The sequence below is a fragment of the Microbulbifer aestuariivivens genome, from assembly GCF_039545115.1.
GTDB classification, from domain to species: Bacteria; Pseudomonadota; Gammaproteobacteria; order Pseudomonadales; family Cellvibrionaceae; genus Microbulbifer; species Microbulbifer aestuariivivens.
Map to the genome: position 1 here is coordinate 71,394 of NZ_BAABRT010000008.1, position 21,246 is coordinate 92,639.

Annotated in this window: 19 protein-coding genes; 17 read left to right on the forward strand and 2 right to left on the reverse strand. The window is 62.4% G+C overall.

Annotated features, from left to right (window positions below; translation table 11 throughout):
- The first annotated feature begins 6 nt into the window (after positions 1-6).
- From msrA to ABEA58_RS06550, 3 genes are all read left to right on the forward strand, one after another.
- Positions 7-702, forward strand: coding sequence for a peptide-methionine (S)-S-oxide reductase MsrA (gene msrA, locus ABEA58_RS06540; protein ID WP_345549932.1), 696 nt, complete (start codon positions 7-9; stop codon positions 700-702).
- Positions 703-738: 36 nt separating this feature from the next.
- Positions 739-1,080 (forward strand): hypothetical protein, encoded by a 342-nt coding sequence (locus ABEA58_RS06545; RefSeq protein ID WP_345549934.1) that lies wholly within the window; start codon positions 739-741, stop codon positions 1,078-1,080.
- Positions 1,081-1,373: 293 nt separating this feature from the next.
- Positions 1,374-2,384 (forward strand): LLM class flavin-dependent oxidoreductase, encoded by a 1,011-nt coding sequence (locus tag ABEA58_RS06550; RefSeq protein ID WP_345549936.1) that lies wholly within the window; start codon positions 1,374-1,376, stop codon positions 2,382-2,384.
- A 324-nt stretch (positions 2,385-2,708) separates the two neighbouring features.
- On the opposite strand, the gene ABEA58_RS06555 is transcribed toward ABEA58_RS06550, so the two are convergent.
- Positions 2,709-3,971: a 6-phosphofructokinase gene (locus ABEA58_RS06555; RefSeq protein ID WP_345549938.1), complete on the reverse strand. Its 1,263-nt coding sequence runs from the start codon at positions 3,969-3,971 to the stop codon at positions 2,709-2,711.
- A gap of 276 nt (positions 3,972-4,247) precedes the next feature.
- Between ABEA58_RS06555 and mpl the strand changes: the two genes are divergently transcribed.
- The 4 genes from mpl to ABEA58_RS06575 all read left to right on the forward strand — a co-directional run bounded on the left by mpl (position 4,248) and on the right by ABEA58_RS06575 (position 9,400).
- Positions 4,248-5,639, forward strand: a complete 1,392-nt coding sequence (mpl, locus tag ABEA58_RS06560) for a UDP-N-acetylmuramate:L-alanyl-gamma-D-glutamyl-meso-diaminopimelate ligase (RefSeq protein WP_345549939.1) — start codon at positions 4,248-4,250, stop codon at positions 5,637-5,639.
- Between the two features lie 97 nt (positions 5,640-5,736).
- Complete coding sequence (locus ABEA58_RS06565; RefSeq protein ID WP_345549941.1) at positions 5,737-6,384, forward strand: flavin prenyltransferase UbiX; 648 nt, start codon at positions 5,737-5,739, stop codon at positions 6,382-6,384.
- The gene (locus ABEA58_RS06570) at positions 6,381-6,656 is read left to right on the forward strand and encodes an Rdx family protein (protein ID WP_345549943.1); all 276 of its coding nucleotides are present in this window, start codon (positions 6,381-6,383) and stop codon (positions 6,654-6,656) included. The genes ABEA58_RS06565 and ABEA58_RS06570 overlap by 4 nt, the downstream gene beginning before the upstream one ends.
- Before the next feature lie 110 nt (positions 6,657-6,766).
- Positions 6,767-9,400 carry an efflux RND transporter permease subunit gene (locus ABEA58_RS06575; protein ID WP_345549945.1) on the forward strand — a complete coding sequence of 878 codons (2,634 nt, stop codon included), beginning with the start codon at positions 6,767-6,769 and terminating at the stop codon, positions 9,398-9,400.
- Between the two features lie 377 nt (positions 9,401-9,777).
- On the opposite strand, the gene ABEA58_RS06580 is transcribed toward ABEA58_RS06575, so the two are convergent.
- Positions 9,778-10,059 carry a peptidylprolyl isomerase gene (locus ABEA58_RS06580; RefSeq protein WP_345549946.1) on the reverse strand — a complete coding sequence of 94 codons (282 nt, stop codon included), beginning with the start codon at positions 10,057-10,059 and terminating at the stop codon, positions 9,778-9,780.
- A gap of 651 nt (positions 10,060-10,710) precedes the next feature.
- Here ABEA58_RS06580 and ABEA58_RS06585 point away from each other — a divergent pair.
- From ABEA58_RS06585 to ABEA58_RS06630, 10 genes are all read left to right on the forward strand, one after another.
- A complete protein-coding gene (locus tag ABEA58_RS06585; RefSeq protein ID WP_345549947.1) occupies positions 10,711-11,286 on the forward strand; it encodes an LON peptidase substrate-binding domain-containing protein in 576 nt (191 codons plus the stop codon).
- 329 nt (positions 11,287-11,615) lie between these two features.
- Positions 11,616-12,902, forward strand: coding sequence for a glutamate-5-semialdehyde dehydrogenase (locus ABEA58_RS06590; protein ID WP_345550032.1), 1,287 nt, complete (start codon positions 11,616-11,618; stop codon positions 12,900-12,902).
- A 44-nt stretch (positions 12,903-12,946) separates the two neighbouring features.
- Positions 12,947-13,612 carry a nicotinate-nucleotide adenylyltransferase gene (nadD, locus tag ABEA58_RS06595; RefSeq protein WP_345549949.1) on the forward strand — a complete coding sequence of 222 codons (666 nt, stop codon included), beginning with the start codon at positions 12,947-12,949 and terminating at the stop codon, positions 13,610-13,612.
- An 11-nt stretch (positions 13,613-13,623) separates the two neighbouring features.
- Positions 13,624-13,968 (forward strand): ribosome silencing factor, encoded by a 345-nt coding sequence (gene rsfS, locus ABEA58_RS06600; RefSeq protein WP_345549951.1) that lies wholly within the window; start codon positions 13,624-13,626, stop codon positions 13,966-13,968.
- 47 nt (positions 13,969-14,015) lie between these two features.
- Positions 14,016-14,492, forward strand: a complete 477-nt coding sequence (gene rlmH / locus ABEA58_RS06605; protein ID WP_345549952.1) for a 23S rRNA (pseudouridine(1915)-N(3))-methyltransferase RlmH — start codon at positions 14,016-14,018, stop codon at positions 14,490-14,492.
- 242 nt (positions 14,493-14,734) lie between these two features.
- Positions 14,735-16,633 (forward strand): penicillin-binding protein 2, encoded by a 1,899-nt coding sequence (mrdA, locus tag ABEA58_RS06610; RefSeq protein WP_345549954.1) that lies wholly within the window; start codon positions 14,735-14,737, stop codon positions 16,631-16,633.
- Positions 16,626-17,771, forward strand: coding sequence for a rod shape-determining protein RodA (gene rodA, locus ABEA58_RS06615; protein ID WP_345549955.1), 1,146 nt, complete (start codon positions 16,626-16,628; stop codon positions 17,769-17,771). Before mrdA ends, rodA begins: the two co-directional genes overlap by 8 nt.
- Before the next feature lie 153 nt (positions 17,772-17,924).
- On the forward strand, positions 17,925-18,923 hold the full coding sequence (mltB, locus tag ABEA58_RS06620) for a lytic murein transglycosylase B (protein WP_345549956.1): 999 nt from the start codon (positions 17,925-17,927) through the stop codon (positions 18,921-18,923).
- 151 nt (positions 18,924-19,074) lie between these two features.
- Complete coding sequence (locus tag ABEA58_RS06625; RefSeq protein ID WP_345549957.1) at positions 19,075-19,935, forward strand: septal ring lytic transglycosylase RlpA family protein; 861 nt, start codon at positions 19,075-19,077, stop codon at positions 19,933-19,935.
- Positions 19,936-20,020: 85 nt separating this feature from the next.
- Positions 20,021-21,169: a D-alanyl-D-alanine carboxypeptidase family protein gene (locus tag ABEA58_RS06630; RefSeq protein ID WP_345549958.1), complete on the forward strand. Its 1,149-nt coding sequence runs from the start codon at positions 20,021-20,023 to the stop codon at positions 21,167-21,169.
- Positions 21,170-21,246 lie beyond the last annotated feature (77 nt).

A 21,246-nucleotide genomic window follows, 5' to 3' on the forward strand; every position in this document is an offset into this window, starting at 1 on the left:
TCGAGCATGCGCAGTTTGATCGCCGCATGGCTGATTGCCGCGGCCGCGCTCGCCAATAGCGCATGGGCCGGTGAGACCGGGCCTGACGCCCGGGAAAGCGTGGAAAACCTGGAGCGCGTGGAAAACGCGGAAAGGGTAGAAACCACCGCGCAGCAAGCCGCAGAAGCCGAAGCGAAGGCCGGGGAAAATATTCACACCGCGATTTTCGCCGGCGGCTGTTTCTGGTGCATGGAGCCGCCTTACGACAAACTCGATGGCGTACTCAAAACCACCTCCGGCTACAGCGGCGGCAAAGTTCCCAATCCCACCTATGAACAGGTCTCCGGCGGCGGCACCGGCCATACGGAAGTGGTGCAGGTGACCTATGACGCCGACAAAATCAGCTATCAGGAGCTGCTGGATGTGTTCTGGAGGAATGTGGACCCGCTAGATGGCGGTGGACAGTTCTGTGACCGGGGCGACCAGTATCGCAGCGCGATCTTCTACGGCAGTGCCGAGGAGAAGCGGCTGGCAGAGGCGGCAAAGCAGCGGATCGCCCAACAGCTGGGTAAACCCGTCGCCACCGAAGTGGTAGCCGAAGCCGCGTTCTATCCAGCCGAGAACTATCACCAGGATTACTACCAGCGCAATCCGCTGCGCTACAACTATTACCGCTATCGCTGTGGGCGGGATCAGCGCTTGGATGAACTCTGGGGGATATAGCGCTTCGAGTTCCAGGCAGAAAGTGCAATCAGGTCCATGAAAACCTCAATGAGTCGGCGTAAAAGAAGTTTGGGCTTTATCCCGGGACTACTTGCATTAGTCACCTCACTGTTGGCGTTTTCTGTTGGGGTGAAACTATTTATACCCGCGGTATTTCTGGTTTTTATGGCCGTTCCCTCGGCAATGTTGGCTGTGCTGCTGAAAAGCCTCCGCTTGGGTATCCTGAGTATCTTTTTTGCCGCTTTTGCCTGGTTTTCCTCTCCTGCGGTAGGACTGCTGGCATTTAAGTCTGACAATGTGTTTTTTTGCTTGTCGGCAACGGGTTTGATTCTGGCGGTTACCCTTTTCTTGTATTGGTATCGTGCGTCCAGGGCCTAGACCGGAGGACACGGGGCATGGGGCACGGGGCACAGGAAGTAGGGCATGGGCGATAGAACATAGGGCATCCCAGTAGCGGCCGTAATTGATCATGCATCGCCAGCTATCGGGGGTAGGCGTTAGTGAGAATCTGTGTTTGTGTGGCTCCTTTACCAATGAGGCTTATGCCCGCCATCTAATGCCGCTGTAGAATGTGGCGGCTGTTTTGCAATGCTGTCTTCCGACCTTGCAGCTTGTTCTGCCGGCTTTATATTCAACCCGCTTTAAGTCGTATCCAAAGTCCCGGAGTATCTGTGCAAACCTATTCCCTTCTCGATCTGTCCCCAATTATCGAAGGCGGAGATGCCGGCAGTGCCCTCGGCAATTCGCTCGATCTGGCGCGGCACGCCGAGGAACTGGGCTACCGGCGATTCTGGATGGCGGAGCACCACAATATGCCCGGTGTCGCCAGCGCGGCTACGGCGGTGGCGTTGGGGTATATCGCCGCCGGCACCAGAAAGATTCGCGTGGCGGCTGGCGGTGTGATGCTGCCCAATCATTCCCCGCTGGTCATTGCGGAGCAGTTCGGCACCCTGGCGGCGGTCTATCCCGGTCGCATTGATCTGGGGCTCGGGCGGGCGCCCGGGACCGATGGCGCCACCATGATGGCGCTGCGGCGCGACCCCACCACCGCTGCGGATCACTTCCCCGAGGATGTACAGGAGTTGCTGCAGCTTTTTGCGCCGGAGCAGCCGGGGCAGACGCTGCGGGCGGTGCCCGGTGCCGGTCTGGATGTGCCGGTATGGCTGCTGGGGTCCAGCCTTTACAGCGCGCAGCTGGCGGCGGCCCTGGGCTTGCCATTCGCTTTTGCCTCACATTTTGCGCCGGCGATGCTGGACCGGGCCCTGCATTTCTACCGCCAGCGTTTCGAGCCGTCGCAATACCTGCAGAAGCCCTACGCGGCGGCGGCGATCAATGTGTTTGCCGCCGATACCAGCGGCGAAGCGCGCAGGTTGATGACCTCCATCGAGCAGCAGTTTGCCGCCCTGCGCCGCGGCACTCCCGGGCCGCTCAAGCCACCCGTAGATGATCCGGCTGTTATCGCGCCGCCAGCGGAACGCATGCAGATAGCCCAGGCCCTGGCGGAGACTGCGGTGGGAGGCCGTGATGAGGTGGCGGCCTGGATTGATCGCTTTCTGGCGCGCACTCAGGTCGACGAACTGATTGTGACCGGGGCCATGTACGATCACGCGGCACGGTTAAAGTCGTTTGCAATCGCAGGCGAGATTCTGGCGGAACGTGTGAGCGAGAAGCGCGGGAGCTGAAAACAGAACCGTGTGAGAGGCAGACGCGGTTAGCCAAAGCCAAGCTTTTCGCCAGGGTTTTTCGCTAGGTTTTTTCACTAAGGATTTTTTTAGGGTTTTTCGCTAGCGTTTTCACTAAGGCGTTAGACGCCGGGGGCAGGCCGGCTACCGCTTTATGGACCTGTACCGCCATGGATGGCGGTGCAGGATACCCAGGAAGGGGGTACGGCGTGCCTCCAAAGCGGCACCCGGTAGCGGCGCCGTCTAACTGGCGCGCAATGTGTGTCAGGCGCGCAATGTATGGGGGCTATGCCTACGCCGCTTTTATGCAGGAGAGCTGGGCGTTTAAGGCTTGAATTCGCCCTTCAACTTCTTTGCCACCAGCACTTTCTTCAATTTCGCATACTGGGGGACACCGTTTTTGAACGGCGGGTAGTCTTCGCCCTGGATCAGCGGCAGCAGGTAATCGCGGCCCGCCTGGGTGATGCCAAAGCCATCCTCGCTGATGTATTCCTTCGGCATCATCTTTTCCACGTTGGCCACTTCAGACAGCGGCGCTTCGCCCACGGACCAGCCGTATTGCGGCCCTTGATCGCGAACGATGCAGGGCATGATGGCGTTTTTGCCTTCCAGGGCCATTTCCACCGCGGCGCGGCCTACGGCATAGGCCTGGGCCACGTCGGTGGCGGAGGCGATATGGCGCGCGGCGCGCTGCAGGTAGTCCGCCAGCGCCCAGTGGTATTTGAGCCCCAGCTCGCTCTTGATCATGTTGGCCAGCGTCGGTGCCACACCGCCCAGCTGTTTGTGGCCGAAGGCATCGGTGGTGCCGGCGTCGGCGAGGAAGGTGCCGTCGGCGTACTGGGCACCCTCGGAGGCCACGATCACGCAGTAGCCTTTCTGGTCCACGGTGTCCTGCACCTTCTTCAGGAATTGCTCTTTGTCGAAGGCCACTTCCGGGAACAGGATGATATGCGGCGCGTCGCCCTCCTGCTGCTGGGCCAGGGCGCCGGCGGCGGCGATCCAGCCGGCGTGGCGACCCATCACTTCGAGAATAAACACCTTGGTGGAGGTGGCGCACATGGAGGCCACATCGAGAGCCGCCTCCATGGTGGACACGGCCACATACTTGGCCACCGAGCCAAAGCCCGGGCAGTTATCGGTGAAGGGCAGGTCGTTGTCCACGGTCTTGGGCACGTGGATGGCCTGAATCGGGTAGCCCATGGTCTCGGAAAGTTGCGAGACCTTCAGGCAGGTGTCGGCGGAATCGCCGCCGCCGTTATAAAAGAAGTAACCGATGTCGTGGGCCTTGAACACCTCGATCAGGCGTTCATATTCCGCCCGGTTCTCTTCCAGGCTCTTCAGCTTGTAGCGACAGGAGCCGAAAGCGCCGGAGGGGGTGTGGCGCAGGGCGGCGATGGTGTCGGCGTCTTCCTGGTTTACGTCGATCAGCTCCTCGCGCAGGGCGCCGAGAATGCCGTTCTGCCCGGCGTAGACGTGGCCGATCTTGTCGCTGTGCTCGCGAGCGGCTTCGATCACGCCACAGGCGGAGGCGTTGATAACGGCGGTAACGCCACCGGATTGGGCGTAAAAGGCATTTTTCTTCGACATGAGCATCCTGCAGGAGGGTAAAGGCGGCGAATTCGGGGGCGAAGTCTAATGGAATCGGGGCGCAAATGCACCGGTCGCGCAAGTTTGGTGCGGCTTGGCTCCCGGCCTTTGCGCGCCCCCCGGGCTGTGGGCGGGGCTTGAGCCGGGGTATCAACCGGGGTTTGGCGTCGGGCTATGAACCGGGCTACTCCGGGTTAAGAGCCGGGCTAAGGTCCACTGGCCCATGGTAAGCTTGCGCCCTTTGATCGCAGCGTTGCAGGAGCGTTCGACCCCTTTATGCATATTCATATCTTAGGCATCTGCGGCACCTTTATGGGCAGTCTCGCGCAACTGGCGGTTGCCGAGGGGCACAGGGTCACCGGCAGCGATGCCAACGTCTACCCGCCCATGAGCACCCAGCTGCAGCAGGCGGGGATTGCCCTGACCGAGGGCTATGACCCGGCCCAGCTGGAACCGGCCCCGGACCTGGTGATCATCGGCAACGCCCTGTCCCGGGGTAATCCGGCGGTGGAGGCGGTGCTGGAACGCGGGCTGCCCTACACATCCGGAGCCCAGTGGCTGTGCGACCACTTCCTGGGAGAGCGCTGGGTGCTGGCGGTTTCCGGCACCCACGGCAAGACCACCACCGCCAGCATGCTGGCATGGATTCTCGAGTACGCCGGCATGAAGCCCGGATTCCTGATCGGCGGTGTGCCGCGCAATTTCGATGTTTCCGCGCGCCTGGGGGAGACCCCTTTCTTCGTGGTCGAGGCGGATGAGTACGATACCGCCTTCTTCGACAAGCGCTCCAAGTTCGTTCACTACCGCCCGCGCACCCTGATCATCAACAATCTGGAGTTTGATCACGCGGATATCTTCCCCGACCTGGCGGCTATCCAGCGGCAGTTCCACCACCTGGTGCGCACCGTACCGGGCAACGGACTGATCGTTGCCGCGGCCGAGGACAATGTCGAGCAGGTGCTGGCGCAGGGCTGCTGGAGCGAAGTGCAGCGTTTCTCCTGCGAGACCGAGGACGACGTGCGCCTCGGCGACTGGTGTGCGGTGGATGTGGCGGCGGATGGCGGCGCTTTCGCGGTGCAGTTCCGCGGCAAGGAGATGGCGCGGGTGCGGTGGCAGCACACCGGGCTGCACAATGTGCGCAATGGACTGGCCGCCATGGCCGCGGCGCGGCACGTGGGGGTAGACCCGGCCACGGCGGCGGAGGCTCTGGCCAGCTTCGAAGGGGTGAAGCGGCGCATGGAGTGCCTCGGCGAGGTTGGCGGCGTCTGTGTCTATGACGACTTTGCCCACCATCCCACCGCCATCGAAACCACCCTCAGCGGTCTGCGGGCCAAAGTGGGCCGCGACAGGATTATTGCCCTCATTGAACCGCGCTCCAACACCATGCGTATGGGTATTCACCAGAGCCAGCTGTCCCGGGTCTGTTCCGGCGCAGACCTGGTGCTTTGGTATCAGCCGCAGGGGATGAACTGGTCCCTGGGTGATGTGGTTCACCACTCCAGTGTGCCGGCAAAGATTTTCGACACCATCGACGCTGGGGTAGAATCCGCGGTCAATCTGGCCGAGCCCGGTACCCATATCGTCGTTATGAGCAATGGCGGCTTTGGCGGTATCCACCAGCAGCTGCTGGCGGCGCTGGAGCGCAAACAGAGCCAGCCCGGGGGCTGAGGTTGCGCCTCTTGTTCGTCCGTGGAGCACGATGCCGGGCCCTGCATTGCCGGTAAACAATGAAAGGGGCGCGCTTATGCCCCGGGTAGAGACTGAATTGGCCGAAGCTGCTTTTCCCAAACAAGCCGTGTTTAGCAAAACCGTCACCCTCGCCATGACCGGTGCCTCCGGGGCCCAGTATGGCCTGCGCCTGCTGCAGTGCCTGCTGGCGGCGGATGTGCGGGTATGGCTGCTGCTGTCCGACGCGGCGCGGGTGGTGATCGATACGGAAACCGATGTTCAGCTGCCCCGCCACGAGGACGACACGGCGGTGGAGACCTTTCTGGCCCGGCGCTTTGGCGCCAGAGAGGGGCAGTTAAAACTGTTCGGCAAGCGCGACTGGTTCTCGCCCGTGGCGTCTGGCACCGGCAGCCCCGCCAGCATGGTGGTGTGCCCGGCCAGCGGCGGCACTCTGTCCGCTATTGCCTGCGGGGCCTCGAATAATCTGATCGAGCGGGCCGCGGATGTGGCGCTGAAGGAGCGCCGCCAACTGATTCTGGTGCCCCGCGAGGCGCCGTACTCCGAGATTCACCTGGAGAATATGCTCAAGCTGACGCGCATGGGCGCCGTGATCCTGCCGGCGAGCCCGGGGTTTTACCAGCAGCCGAGGACGCTGGAGGACCTGGTGGATTTCGTGGTGGCGCGGCTGCTCGACCAGCTGGGGGTTGAGCAGGGCCTTCTGCCCCGCTGGGGGGAGCCGCAGTGAAGCCGCATATCACCATTCGCTACTGCACCCAGTGCAACTGGATGCTGCGCGCCACCTGGATGGCGCAGGAGCTGCTGCACACTTTTGCCGAGGACCTGCAGGGGGTGACCCTGGAGCCGACGAGTGGCGGCATCTTTGAAATTCTGGTCGCGGACAAGGTGCTGTGGGAGCGCAAAAAGGATGGTGGATTTCCATCCGCAAAGGTATTAAAAAGCCGCCTGCGGGACCTGGCCTTCCCGGAGCGGGAACTGGGCCACCTGGACAGGCCCTGATCCTCAATTGACTCGATAGCGGCGGCATCGTCGCCGCATTTGAACCGACTGGCATGCCGCATGGGGCGGCACTACGCACTCTACCTATATCTATACCTAAGCGAACCTCTATGCTTTCTGTCTTCAAGACCGCCTATGAGAACCTGATAACCCGGCACCCGGGGGGCGTGCTGGTGTTTGTTGCGCTGCTGACCGTCGTCGCCGCGCTGGGGTTGCCGCGGTTCAAAATTGATGCCTCCGCCGACTCCCTGACCCTGGAGGCCGACGAGGCGCTGGACTACTACCGCGAGATTTCCGAGCGCTACGCCAGTGGCGACTTTCTGGTGGTGACCTATCGCTATCGCCAGGGCGACCTTTTCACTGATCCCGCCCTCGATACCCTGCGCCAGCTGAGCGGTGAGCTGGCGCAGGTGCCCGGTGTCGAGAGCGTGCAGACGATTCTCGACGTGCCGCTGCTTTACAGCCCCAAGCCGGAGATTTCCGAGCTGGCGGATGGTATCCGCACCTTATCGGACCCGGACACGGACCGGGATCTGGCCCGACAGGAGTTCCTCTCCAGCCCCATTTACCGCGAACTGATTCTGAGCCCGGACGGCCAGACCACCGCGCTGCTGGTGAACCTGGAGCTGGACCGCCGCGGCCTGGAGCTGGTGCGGGAGCGCGATGCCCTGCGCCGCAAGCGGGACAGCGAGGGGCTGACGGAAGCCGAGTCCGCGCGCCTCGAAGAGGTCAGCGCCATCTACCTGCAGCACCGCACCGAGCAGGACCTGGTGTCGCGGCAGCGGGTGGACGTGGTGCGCGGCATTCTCGAGGGCTATAAGAGCGAAGCGGAGCTGTTCCTCGGCGGTGTCTCCATGATCACCGCCGACATGATCGCTTTCATCAAGAGTGATCTGGTGGTGTTCGGCGCCGGCATTCTGCTGTTTATCATCGTGACCCTGCTGATCATCTTCCGCCAGGTGCGCTGGGTTCTGTTGCCTCTCAGCACCTGTATTCTGACCGCGGTGATTATGCTGGGGCTGCTGAGCTGGATGGACTGGCGCCTGACGGTCATCTCCGCCAACTTTGTCGCGCTGCTGCTGATCATTACGCTGGCGATCACTATTCACCTCTCGGTGCGCTATCGCGAATTCGCCGCCCAGAACCCCCAGTGGGATCGCCGCCAGCTGGCCCTTGAGTCAGTGCGCTTTATGGCCAAGCCGTGCCTGTACACGGCGCTTACCACCATTGTCGCCTTCGCCTCGCTGGTGGTGAGTGGTATCCGGCCGGTGATCGACTTCGGCTGGATGATGACCATGGGCGTGGCGCTGGCGCTGGTGCTGTCTTTCCTGATCATTCCGGCGGTGCTGATGCTGTTACCCAAGCGCGCAGACGGTATCGGTGAAGACAATTCCCACGCGTTTACTCTGCTGTTCTCCCGTTTTGCCGAAAACCGCCGCAGGCTGGTGCTGACTGTCGCCGTCGCCGCCGCTGTGATTGGCGCGGTGGGGGCGACCCAGCTGAGAGTGGAAAACCGTTTCATCGATTACTTCGACAGCTCCACCGAGATCTACCGGGGAATGCTGGTGATCGACCGCCGCCTTGGCGGCACGGTGACGCTGGATATTATTCTCGACAAGCCGCAGATCGAAGAGCCCGCCTTTGATGGGGAGGAAGACCCGTTTGCGCTGGGCGTCGGCGACAGCGGTGCCGATAGCGATGGCGCGGGTGACTATGCCTTCACCTCGGCAGATGCCTTCGCCGCGGAAGATCCTTTCGCCTCCGATGACCCCTTCGCCGCTGAGTCTGAAACCGTCGAGCCCAGTTACTGGTTCACCGTGGCCGGTCTGTCCACCATTGAGCAGCTGCACGACTACCTCGAGCGTCAGCCGGAAATCGGCAAGGTGCAGTCACTCGCGACCCTGTACAAGGTGGCGCGGGACTTAAACGGCGGGCCGCTGAACGACTTCGAACTGGCCGTGGCCCGCAGCGGCCTGCCGGCGGAAATCAGCGATGTGCTGGTGGACCCCTACCTCTCGATTCCCAACAATCAGGCTCGCATCACCCTGCGCGTCATGGAAACGGATCCCAACCTGCGCCGTGATGAGCTGATCCAGCGCATCTACGAGTACGCCCACGACGAGATGGCTCTGGCCCCGGAAAATATTCGCCAGACCGGCCTGCTGGTGCTTTACAACAATATGCTGCAGAGCCTGTTCAAATCGCAGATCCTGACCTTGGGAGCGGTGTTTATCGGTATCCTGCTGATGTTCCTGGTGCTGTTCCGCTCGCTGTCGATCGCCATCATCGCCCTGATACCAAACATGCTGGCAGCCGCGGTGGTGCTGGGCGGAATGGGGCTGGCCGGTATTCCCCTGGATATGATGACCATCACCATCGCCGCCATCACCGTCGGCATTGGTGTGGATCATGCGATCCACTACCTCTACCGCTTCCGCAGCGAATTTGCCAAAGATGGCGATTACCTGGCCACCATGCACCGCAGTCACGCCACCATCGGCCGCGCCATGTTCTATACCGCCATTACGATTATTGCCGGCTTCTCGATCCTGGCCCTGTCCAAGTTCGTGCCGTCGATCTATTTCGGCCTGCTCACGGCCTTGGCCATGTCCGCCGCCCTGTTGGGCTCGCTGACCTTGCTGCCGCTGCTGCTGCTGATCTTCAAGCCTCTCAAGGGTCCGCTCGAGTCCCGGGAGGCGCCGGGAAAGCCTGAAGTGGCCGGAGAGGGTCTCGCCGGGGCCTGATTCTGCTGTGTGCGATTCTTTGTCGTGAACAGGGGGCAGTCGAAACAGAAGGAGTGTCCCTGCCGTAACAGTGGCAGGCTGGTGGGTGGATCAAGAGACGCTTTGCCTGCTGAAGGGACATTAAACAAGTTCTCTCAGGTAGCGAGGTGCAGCAGTTCCTCGCCAGCGCGCTGCAATACTTAGCCTCGATCACCCTCTCTTGGTTTTTTACAATTGCGCCCTGGCGGCCTGAATTCGGTCGAGTGTCTTGCTTTTTTCTCGTATTGCGGCGAATGCCAATGACGCGACACTGTTCGCAGTGCTCAGGGGGTATTTGCAGGGGAAATTACCCCGGTTCCGTCTGGGCGATCGCAACCGGGGGAGGACTCAGGGGGAACTCAGTCGCTGCGGCTGGTGATCTCCAGCAGGTGGTAGCCGAACTGGGTTTTGATGGGGCCGTGAACCTTGTTGAGCTCGCCGGAAAATACCACTTTATCGAACTCCGGCACCATCTGGCCCTGGCTGAACTCGCCCAGATCGCCACCATTGCGTCCAGAGGGGCACTGGGAATGCTCCTGAGCGACGGCGCCAAAATCTGCGCCTTCCTCGATTTTCTTCTTCAGCTCCTGACTCTTTTCTTCGCTTTCAACCAGGATGTGGCGTGCGCTCGCTTTTGGCATAAGGCTCTCTCTCAATGATATGGGTGTGTTTTAAAGTTTCCGCTTCAGCTTAGAGGTTTTGTGCGGGTCTTGCTACGAGCTGGTTCAGTAGCGGGGCAAGGCGTAAAAGCGAGGGTGGTAAAGACAGGCTGCGCAGGGTGAGCGCACAAAGAAAAAGAGGGGGGCTTTAATGACAGGGCTTTAACCCCTGACTTTGACGGCCGGGCTTTAACGGTTGCCATTTACGGCTGCGCGCCATCTTTGTGGCGCCGCCGCGCCGGCAGAAGCGCGGGGCCGAGTGCGGGATCGAGTGTGGGGTTGAGGTGCGAGGAGAGGTGCGAGGAGAGGTGCAGGGCGAGGTGCAGGGCGAGCTGCGCTCTGAGGTGTTGCTCGCGAGCTGTGCGCGGGGCATTTGCGAGGTTGTGACGCTGAGAGAGGCCCGCAGTCGGGGCTCGCAATGATCAACGGCTGATTCTCCCGTTTAAGGCTTGTACTGGTTTGTACTGGTTTGTACTGGCTTGTATGGAGCCGAAGAGTCGCCCCGCCGCTCATTGCTAAAACCCTTTTCACCGGGCATGGCCCGGTCGGCATAAAAACTGTGCAGCGGTTTCTGCGGTGGTGCTGCGCCCATCGGTGTTATCGTTGCAGTATTGCCAGAATTCGAGAAACCCCGTGCCCCAGATTCCTCTATTCCCCCTGCGAGTTGCCTTGTTTCCCGGCGTGGCTTTGCCGCTGCGGATCTTTGAGCAGCGCTATCTGCGCCTGATCTCTGACAGTCTCAGGGCCGATGACGGTTTTGGCGTGGTGCTGATCCGCGCCGGCGGTGAAGTCGGGCATTCGGATGTCTGGCCTGTGGGGGTTTTTGTCGAAGTGGTTGACTGGAGCCAGGGCGAAGAGGGGCTTTTGCATGTGATGGTGCAGGGGCAGCGTCGCTTTCGTATTGCGGGCACCAGCCGCAGTGCAGGTGGTCTAATGATGGCGGAGGTCGAATGGTTGCCGGAGCCGTCTCAAGCGCCGGTGCCGGCGGAATGCGACGGGTTACTCGCGGTGCTGGACGAACTCAAGGAGCATGCGGCCATGCTGTCGCTGCGCTTTGAGCCGGTGGAAACCGCCGATGCGCTCTCGTGGCAGTTGGCGCAACTGTTGCCGCTGGACGACAAGGTGCGCATTGACCTTCTGGCAACCGAGGACCCGTTGCAGCGTCTGGCGACCATCGCCGCCAGTCTCGACCAGTGGGCGAGGGAGTAACTGCTTACCTTCTGCGTCACTCCGCCCTTAACCAGTCCAGGCCGAGCCCTGGCTGGGCTGTGAGCGGAAGCGCGGCGTGGACTTTGGGGAGGCGGCGAGTCTCTAGTCTCGGTCTCTTCATGGTTCGCGGTTCTGGAGAATAAACGGCTTTTGGGGCGTGCCCGGCAGCAGTTGGATCGCCTTGGGCACGGTTTGGGTAATGTTCAGGCAATGCCCAGGTATTGGCCATTGACCAATAACTTGTCGGATTATCCCGCGTCTTCCAACCGCGCCGGGGCTCTGCGTTATACTGCGCAGCCATTTGCCCAGCACGGAGTGCATCAGTGACCATCAGCAGCACCGCGGACACCACTTCTCCGCAGTCCACCCAGCAGAAAATTGAAGCCATGGGTCGCCGCGCCCGCGAGGCGGCGCGGATAATCGCCCGTGCGGATACGGGCACCAAGAATCGCGCCCTGCGGGCAATCGGCCTGGAGCTGGACCGTCGCCGCGCCGAGGTGCTGGCGGCGAATGCTCGCGATATGGCCGCAGGCCGGGAGAGCGGTCTGGACGCCGCGCTGTTGGATCGGCTGGAGCTGAATGACGAGCGTATCGACGCCATGATCAGCGGGCTTAATCAGGTGGCGGAGCTGCCGGACCCGGTGGGTGAGATCGACGACCTCAAGTTTCGCCCCAGTGGCATCCAGGTGGGCAAAATGCGTGTGCCCCTGGGGGTGGTGGGGATCATTTACGAGTCGCGCCCCAATGTCACCATCGATGCCGCCAGCCTGTGTCTGAAATCCGGCAACGCCACCATTCTGCGCGGTGGCAGTGAGGCCCTGCACTCCAATGGCGCCATCGCCGCCTGTATCGCCGCCGGGCTTGAAGAGGCTGGCTTGCCGCAATCCGCGGTGCAGGTTGTCGATACCACCGACCGCGCGGCAGTGGGCGCGCTGATCGCCATGCCGGACTATGTGGACGTGATTGTGCCGCGGGGTGGCACCGGCCTGATTGAGCGCATCAGCCGCGATGCGCGGGTGCCGGTGATCAAGCACTTGAATGGGGTCTGTCACGTTTACCTCGACGACCGCGCCGACCGGGAAAAGGCCTTCAATATCGCCCTGAACGCCAAGACCCACCGCTACGGTGTCTGTAACGCCATGGAGACTCTGCTGGTGGCGGAACAGATCGCCGATGAGATTCTGCCGCGGCTGGCGGCGGCTTACCGTGAAAGAGAGGTTGAGCTTCGCGGCTGTGAGCGTACACTGCGCATCCTCTCTAACTGCGAAGCGGCCACAGAGGCGGACTGGAGCGAAGAATACCTGGCGCCGATACTGGCGATCCGGGTGGTGGCGAATATGGACGCCGCCATGGACCACATCGCCCGCTACAGCTCCGGCCATACGGAGGCGATCGTGACCGAGGATTACACCCGCGCGCGGCGCTTTCTCGCCGAAGTGGACTCCAGCTCCGTGATGGTGAACGCATCGACCCGCTTCGCCGATGGCTTTGAGTACGGCCTCGGTGCGGAAATCGGCATCAGCACCGACAAGATCCACGCCCGCGGGCCGGTGGGCCTGGAAGGGCTGACCTCGCAGAAGTGGATTGTGCTGGGGGATGGGCATATCCGGCAGTAATTTGCAGCCGCAGGCCGCCGTGAATGAGACGAAACCGGTGCTGAATGACTGAACCGCTAAGAGCCATCGCCCTGTTTGGCGGCACTTTCGATCCGGTGCATTTCGGCCACCTGCGCATGGCCCTGGAGCTGCGCGAGGCGCTGCACTTTGACGAGATGCGGCTGCTGCCGAGCCACCAGCCCCGCCATCGGCAGTCCCCCGGCGTTTCTTCCGCGCACCGCCGGCAGATGCTGGCGCTGGCGATTGGTGACTGTGCCGAGCTGACGCTGGACGACCGCGAGCTGCGGCGCGGTGGCGATACCTATACGGTGGACACGCTGGAGGAACTGCGCGCCGAGCTGGGAGAGTCGCTATCCATCAGTTTCTGTATGGGGCTCGATTCCCTGCTGACGCTGCCCCGGTGGCACCGCTGGCAGCGGCTCCTCGACCTCGCCCATCTGGTGGTGGTGGCCCGTCCGGGCTGGCAATTGCCCTCACAGGGTGAAGTGGCGGAGCTAATCAGCTCCCGGAGCGCTCCGCCGAGTGACCTGCGACGCCTGCCGGCGGGGCGGATCCTACTGCGGGAGCAGACGCCGCTGCCCATCTCGGCAACGGCTGTCCGCCAGCTGATTGCGCGGGGGCAGTCCCCCCGCTTCCTGCTGCCGGACGCGGTATTGGAATATATTGAAGACAACGGACTCTATCGGACGGCCGCCGCAAGCGACCGCTAAAGCAAGGTGTTATGACTGATATCAAGAAAATTGCCATTGAGGCGCTGGAAGATCTTAAAGGCAAGGACATCGTCTCGATGGACGTGTCGGAACTCAGTGATGTGATGGATACGCTCATTATCTGTACCGGTACTTCCAGCCGGCAGGTGAAGTCCCTGGCCAACAACGTGGTCGAGGATGGCAAGAAGGCCGGCGTGCGCCCGATCGGCGTCGAGGGGCTGGAGCAGGGCGAGTGGGTGCTGGTGGACTACGGCGACGTTGTCGTGCACGTCATGCTCGCGGACGTGCGCAGCTTCTACGACCTGGAAAAGCTCTGGTCGATGAGCCCGGCCAGTCGCGAGGGGCGGGAGGAGTAGCGCCCTTTGCCGGGGCAAGAGTGAGCCCCGGCAAAGCGTCACAGCCGATGAAGATTCGTATCCTTGCCGCCGGTGGGCGCATGCCCGCCTGGGTTCAGGAGGGCTACAGCGAGTATGCCAAGCGCCTGCCGCGGGAGATCAGCCTGGAAATGGTGGAGATTCCCCTCGGCCAGCGGGGCCAGAAGAACGCTGCCGCGCTGGTGGAAAAAGCGCGCCAGAAAGAGGGCGAGGCAATGCTGGCGGCGCTGCATCCGCGAGACCATGTGGTCGCGCTGGATGTGCAGGGCAAGCCGTGGAGCACCCACCAGCTGTCACAGCAATTGGAGGGCTGGCAGATGCAGGGCGACAATGTGGTCCTGCTGATCGGCGGGCCGGACGGGCTGGCGCCGGACTGCCTGGCCCGCGCCCGCCAGCGCTGGTCCCTGTCGCCACTGACCCTGCCGCACCCGCTGGTGCGGGTGGTGCTGGCGGAACAGCTGTACCGCGCCTGGACGCTGCTGGCGGGGCATCCCTACCACAAGTGACCCCCGCTTCTGTTGACTGCCAAACACCGGCCAATACCAGCCGTAGGTGGCCACGGCTGAAGCTCCGGTGCTTGGAATACCCTGCTGACGGGCCGGTCCCGGCCCATGTGGAGAATCCCCCAGGTACTGCGCGAAAGCGCGGTATTTCGGCAATATCCATTAAATTGTGCGGTTTGCATTCATCAAACGGCCGCCGAAGTGTACAATTCCTGGTCAATTTACGCGCCAGAGCCAAGTGATCAATGGCCCTCGACCTGCACCTGAAAGACCCCCACCTCGAACAGCGGCTGTTTCGCAACCGCATGCTGGTCGCGATCGTATTCGTGGTGGTGCTGCTCGGTGTGCTGGTGGCGCGTTTCTACAACCTGCAGGTGGTCAATTACGACGACTACCGCACCCAGTCTGATAAGAACCGCATTCAGGTGCGCCCGGTGCCCGCCACCCGTGGTCTGATCTACGACCGCAACGGCACCCTGCTCGCCGACAACCGCCCCAGCTATACCCTCGCCATCGTGCGCGAACGGGTGCGCGATATGGATGGCACCCTCGAGCTGATCGGCGATCTGGTGCAGCTCGATGACGCCGATGTGGATAAGTTCCACCAGCGCCTGCAGCGCCGCCGCCCGTTTGAGCCGGTGCCCCTGCGCTACCGCCTCAGCGAAGAGGAAATCGCCCGCGTCAGTGTCAACGAGTTCCGCCTGCCCGGCGTCTCGGTAGAGGCAGAGCTGGTGCGCTATTACCCGCTGACCCAACTGTTTGCCCACAGCGTCGGCTATGTGGGCCGCATCAGTGAGCGCGAACTGACCGCCTTCACCGAGGAGGATGTGCGGCGTTACCGCGGCACCCAGAGCATCGGCAAGGTGGGGCTGGAGAAGTCCTACGAGGATCTGCTGCTGGGTGAGGTGGGCTACGAGAATGTGGAGACCAACGCCCGCGGGCGGGTTTTGCGGGTGCTGGAGCGGCACGACCCGCAGCCGGGCTCGGAGCTGACCCTGCATATGGACGCCCGCCTGCAGCAGGTGGCGACCGAGGCGCTGGGCGCGCACCGCGGCTCCGTGGTGGCGATCGATGTGAAGACCGGCGGCGTGCTGGCCTTTGTCAGCAAGCCCTCGTTCGACCCCAACCTGTTTGTGACCGGCATCAGCTACAAGGATTACAGCGCGCTGCGCGATTCCATCGACGTGCCCCTGTTCAACCGCTCCGTGCAGGGGCAGTACCCGCCGGGGTCGACCCTGAAACCGCTGATGGGCCTCGGTGGCCTCGCCGCGGGGCTGATTGATCGGCAGACCAAGGTCAAGGACCCGGGCTGGTACCGGTTGCCCAACGACACACGCCTGTACCGGGACTGGAAGCGCTGGGGGCATGGCACTAGGGTGGACCTGACCCAGGCGCTGGCGGAGAGCTGCGATGTCTACTTCTACGACCTGGCGCACCGCTGGAGCATTGACGGCATGCATGAAGTCGCCACCCGTTTTGGCCTTGGCGCCAAGACCGGCATCGACCTGCCGGTAGAGCGGCCGGGCCTGTTTCCCTCCCGTGACTGGAAGCGCGGCGCCCGCGGCATGCCCTGGTTCCCCGGTGACAACCTCAATGCGGTGCTCGGTCAGGGCTTCGTGTTGGCGACTCCGCTGCAGCTGGCGGTGATGACCGCCACCATCGCCAATCGCGGCACCCATTATCGCCCGCAGGTGGTGATGGCCGTCGACGGAGTGGAGCAGCCGCCGGAAGTTCTGCATCACATCGAAGCCAAGCCGGAACACTGGGAGCTGATTTTCGAGGGCATGGAGGCTGTGGTTTACGGCGTGCGCGGCACCGGCAAGAAGGCCGGCGCAGAGCTGGGCTTCCGCGTCGCCGGCAAGACCGGCACCGCCCAGGTGGTGGGCATCGCCCAGGGCGAGGAGTACGACTCCGAGGCCCTCAAGGAGCGCCATCGCGACCACGCCCTGTTCGTTGCCTTCGCCCCGCTGGAAGACCCGCAGATCGCCGTGGCGGTGTTGGTGGAAAATGGCGAGAGTGGCGGCGCCATGGCCGCGCCGGTGGCCCGCGAGGTGTTCCATGAATGGCTGTCGCGTCCGCTTGAGGAAACCGCGGCTATCCTGCCGGGGCCGGTTCGGCTAGAAAAGGGAGGTGCCCGTGGCTAGTCGGGATTACATGCACAGGCTGCCGGACTCCCATCGCAGCCTCAGTCGACCCCTGAGCTTTTCCCGCCGCTGGCATATCGACGTGCCGCTTCTGGTGCTGTTGATCCTGCTCTGCTCGGTGGGGTTGACCGTTCTCTACAGCGCCGCTGGCAGCGAGACCCATTATGTGCGCCGCCAGGCAGTTTTCCTCGGTATGGCCTTTGTCGGCATGCTCGTCGCCGCCAATGTGCCCGTGGATATGTACCGGCGCTGGTCGCCCTGGCTGTATGTGGGTGGCTGCGGACTGCTGGTGGCGGTGCTGTTTGTCGGCGTTGGCGCCAAGGGTGCCCAGCGCTGGCTGGAAATCGGTGGCTTTCGCTTCCAGCCTTCCGAGGCGCTGAAACTGGCTGTGCCCATGTCAGTGGCCGCCTTCCTGCACTGGCGCCCGCTGCCGCCGTCGTTCACCACCGTCATTGGCGCGCTGGCGATCGTTGTTGTGCCCGCCGCACTGATTGTGCGCCAGCCGGATCTCGGCACCTCGATTCTGATTGCCGCCTCCGGGCTTTTCGCCCTCTATCTGGCCGGGCTCAGCTGGAAGTTGATCGGCGGCGCGGCGGTGGCGCTTGTGGCCGCCGCCTGGCCTATCTGGGAGTGGGGGCTGCGGGAATACCAGAAGCAGCGCATCATGACCCTGTTCAATCCCGATGCCGACCGCCTCGGCGCCGGTTGGAATATTTTTCAGTCCAAGGCGGCCATCGGTTCCGGGGGAATTTACGGCAAGGGCTATATGCAGGGCACCCAGTCGCAACTGGACTTTCTGCCCGAGAGTCACACTGACTTTATTATCGCCGTGCTCTCCGAGGAGTGGGGCATGCGCGGCGCGCTATTGCTGCTATTGCTCTATGTGCTGATCATCGCCCGGGGCATCTATATTAGTTTCATGGCCCAGCACGTGTTCGGGCGGCTGCTGGCTGGCAGCATTACGCTGACATTCTTTGTCTATGTGTTTGTGAATATCGGCATGGTTACCGGGTTATTGCCGGTGGTGGGGGTGCCCCTGCCGCTTGTCAGTCACGGTGGGACTTCCGCCATGACCCTGATGGCCGGATTCGGTATCCTCATGGCCATTGGCACAGAGCCGCGCCGGGTCAGTTTCTAGGGCCGCGCCGGGTCAGTTTCTAGCGCCGCTGCCCGGGTGTCATACAGCGCGCCGCGGGCCTTCGCCTGGCAGTAATGGCCCCGGTGATCTGGCTGGACCCTGGATGTGATGTTGGTGTGAGTTTGGGTGTAGAGAAGCACTATGAGAACAGGAGTGGCAGTTTTGCAATGGACCATGGGACTTCTGGCGGGCTTGGGGATGGTTTTATCCGCCTGCGCACAGGAAAGCGGCCACGCTGACAACCCGGATGCCCAGGCATTCGTCAACCATATGGTCGAGAAGCACGCCTTCAACCGCCAGCAGATGCTGGACCTGATGCGCGAGGCCAAGCGCAAAGACGCCATTCTCAAGGCCATCCAGCGCCCCGCAGAGAAAGCCAAGCCCTGGTATGAATACCGCACCCTGTTTATCACCCCGCAGAGTATCGCCGGCGGTGTCGACTTCTGGGACAAGAATCGCAAAGCCCTGGAAGATGCCGAGAACAAGTACGGCGTACCGGCGGAATTGATCGTCGCCATTATCGGGGTTGAAACCCGCTACGGCGGCAATATGGGTGGCTATCGGGTGCTGGATGCCCTCGCCACCCTGGCTTTCAATTATCCCCGCCGCTCAGAGTTCTTTACCAAAGAGCTGGAAAACTTCCTGCTGCTGACCCGGGACCAGGGGCTTGCGCCTACCGAGCTCAAAGGTTCCTATGCCGGCGCCATGGGCTTCGGCCAGTTTATGCCCTCCAGTTACCGCGCCTACGCGGTGGACTTCAATAATGACGGCAAGGTGGATATCTGGCAGGACACCGAGGACGCCATCGGCAGTGTGGCCAATTATCTGGCCGAGCACGGCTGGCAGCGCGGCGAGCCCGTGGTTGTACTGGCCTCCCCCCGGCCCAATGCGGATATGACCATCGTCAACGACAGTCTCAAGCCCCAGTGGACGGTGGGCCAGTTGAAAGAAAAGGGTTTCGAAACCACCGCTCAGGTGAGTGCGGATATGCCGGCCAATGTGTTTTCCCTGCAGACAGCGCAGGGCAAGGAGTACTGGATCGGCCTCAAGAATTTTTCCGTGATTACCAGTTACAATCGCAGCCGGCTTTATGCGATGGCGGTGTATGACCTGGCTCAGGAAATCGTCAAAGCCCGCGGCGGCCGCTCCTGATGGATTCGCCCGGGGTAAAAACAAGATGTAGATTTCGCGCTCCCGGGAACCAACCGGCGCGCCTTCCATCAAAAATCCGAATTTAACGGAAAAAGCCAGATAAAAACGCTTTGGGTGTGCGACCTGTTGACGCCACCCGCGGGGGGATTTCATGTTGAAAAATTGCAAGCGGCTGGCCGCCGTCACGGCCGGCCTGTTGCTGGCCGCCTGTGGCAGCCAGCCAGACAAGCCCGCCTGGGATGCGGTGCAAGACAGCGGGCCGGCGGCACCGGTGGACATGCAGGCAACCCCTGACCCCACCCCTGTGCGCGAACCCATTGGCAAGGCCGGTAACACTTCCCCCTATGTCGTCAATGGCGTGAAGTACCGCGTCATGGACCAAGTGAAGGGCTACAAAGATACCGGCTACGCATCCTGGTACGGCACCAAATTCCACGGACGGCGCACCGCCAATGGCGAGGTGTACAACATGTACGCCATGTCCGCCGCCCACAAAACCCTGCCGCTGCCCAGCTATGCCAAAGTCACCAATCTGGACAATGGCCGCAGCATCATTGTGCGGGTCAATGACCGCGGCCCCTTCGTGCAGGGGCGGATCATCGACCTGAGTTACACCGCGGCGCAGAAGCTGGGCTATATCGATAAAGGCATCGCCCGGGTGGAAGTGGTCGCCCTCGACCCGGATACTCTGCCACCGGCGACGGACACGTTACTGGCGGCGGGTAAAGGCAATGCCGCGCGGCAGACACTGGCGCAGGATGCCAGCTTCAAGCTGCCTGCCAACACCTTCCTGCAGGTGGGGGCCTTCAGCGACCCGGGCCTGGCCAATCGCGTGCGCGGCGAGGTTGCCGCAATCGTCGACTATCCTGTATCCGTCAGTCCGGTGTTCAATGGTGCCCGCACCCTGTACCGTGTGAGGATAGGGCCACTGGCCCAGCAGCGGGCCCTGGTGGCAGCGCGGGAGTCGGTGGAGCGGAGCCGTCACGGCACGCCGCTGGTGGTTTACGACTGAGGGGCGGCCCGCCGGTCGGCAAAGCCGGTTTGTGAAAATTTGCGCTCAGGAATCGACGAACACGAGGAATAAGAGACAACAACCCATGATCAAACGCTTTCTTGCCAGCCTGCTACTGCTGTCCAGCGCCGTCACCGCCCAAGCCGAGCAACCCCTGATCCCGGCGCCGCCGCAACTGGCGGCCACCGCCTATCTGTTGATGGACGCCCATACCGGCCAGATTCTGGTGGAGGAAGATGCGGACAAGCAGGTTCCGCCCGCGAGCCTCACCAAAATGATGACCGCCTACATCGTCTCCGAGGAGATCGGCAAGGGCACCATTAAGGAGGACGACGAAGTTCTGATCTCCGAGAAGGCCTGGCGCAAAGACGGCTCGAAGATGTTTGTCAAAGTGGGCGATAAAGTGCCGGTGATTGACCTGCTGCGCGGGGTCATCATTCAGTCCGGCAACGACGCCAGCATTGCGCTGGCGGAATATGTCTCCGGCAGCGAAGAGGTATTCGCCGAGGTGATGAACCAGCAGGCCGAGCTGCTCGGCATGCACGACACCACCTTCAAGAACGCCACCGGCTGGCCCGCCGAGGGCCACCTGACCACAGCTCGGGACCTGGGCACTCTGGCGCGCGCGGTGATCATGGATCACCCGGAGCATTACGACCTCTATTCCGAGAAATACTTCAGCTTCTCCGGTATTAACCAGCCCAACCGCAACCGCCTGCTGTGGCGGGACCCGGCAGTGGACGGCATCAAGACCGGCCACACGGAAGAGGCGGGTTACTGCCTGGTGTCTTCCGCGCAGAAACGCGGTATGCGCCTGATCGCCGTGGTGCTCGGCACCGGCAGCGATGAAAAGCGCGCTGCCGAAAGCCAGAAACTGCTGGCTTATGGTTTCCGCTATTTCCAGACCCACAAGGTCTACGGCCCCGGCGATGTACTGCAGACCGAGCGTGTCTGGGGCGGCAAGGAACCTGATGTGGGGATCGCCGTGCAGCAGGACGTCTTCGTCACCATCCCCCGCGGCGGCGAGGACAATATCAAGGCGGACCTGATCATCGATGGCGAGCTGGAAGCACCGTTGCAGAAAGGCCAGCCGGTGGGCAAAGTGGTCGTCACCCTCGATGGCGAGACGGTCGCCGAAGTGAACGCGGTGACCACCGAAGCGGTCGAGGAAGCCGGCTTCTTCAAGCGCCTCTGGGACAGCATCAAGCGTTTCGTGATGGGCTTCTTCAGCTAACCCCCCCACCGCTCTCGGGAAGCGCCCGCCCGCTAAGGCTTGGCCTGCCGGGCGGGCCAGCTCACCCGCCCGCGCGA

Bases quoted from the DNA above. Each gene is read 5' to 3' on its own strand.
- ABEA58_RS06625 (WP_345549957.1), top strand. From the start codon at position 19,075: ATGTTGAAAAATTGCAAGCGGCTGGCCGCCGTCACGGCCGGCCTGTTG.
- mrdA (WP_345549954.1), top strand. From the start codon at position 14,735: ATGGCCCTCGACCTGCACCTGAAAGACCCCCACCTCGAACAGCGGCTG.
- ABEA58_RS06555 (WP_345549938.1), bottom strand. From the start codon at position 3,971: ATGTCGAAGAAAAATGCCTTTTACGCCCAATCCGGTGGCGTTACCGCC.
- ABEA58_RS06630 (WP_345549958.1), top strand. From the start codon at position 20,021: ATGATCAAACGCTTTCTTGCCAGCCTGCTACTGCTGTCCAGCGCCGTC.
- rsfS (WP_345549951.1), top strand. From the start codon at position 13,624: ATGACTGATATCAAGAAAATTGCCATTGAGGCGCTGGAAGATCTTAAA.
- ABEA58_RS06575 (WP_345549945.1), top strand. From the start codon at position 6,767: ATGCTTTCTGTCTTCAAGACCGCCTATGAGAACCTGATAACCCGGCAC.
- ABEA58_RS06545 (WP_345549934.1), top strand. From the start codon at position 739: ATGAAAACCTCAATGAGTCGGCGTAAAAGAAGTTTGGGCTTTATCCCG.
- nadD (WP_345549949.1), top strand. From the start codon at position 12,947: ATGACTGAACCGCTAAGAGCCATCGCCCTGTTTGGCGGCACTTTCGAT.
- msrA (WP_345549932.1), top strand. From the start codon at position 7: ATGCGCAGTTTGATCGCCGCATGGCTGATTGCCGCGGCCGCGCTCGCC.
- mpl (WP_345549939.1), top strand. From the start codon at position 4,248: ATGCATATTCATATCTTAGGCATCTGCGGCACCTTTATGGGCAGTCTC.
- rlmH (WP_345549952.1), top strand. From the start codon at position 14,016: ATGAAGATTCGTATCCTTGCCGCCGGTGGGCGCATGCCCGCCTGGGTT.
- ABEA58_RS06580 (WP_345549946.1), bottom strand. From the start codon at position 10,059: ATGCCAAAAGCGAGCGCACGCCACATCCTGGTTGAAAGCGAAGAAAAG.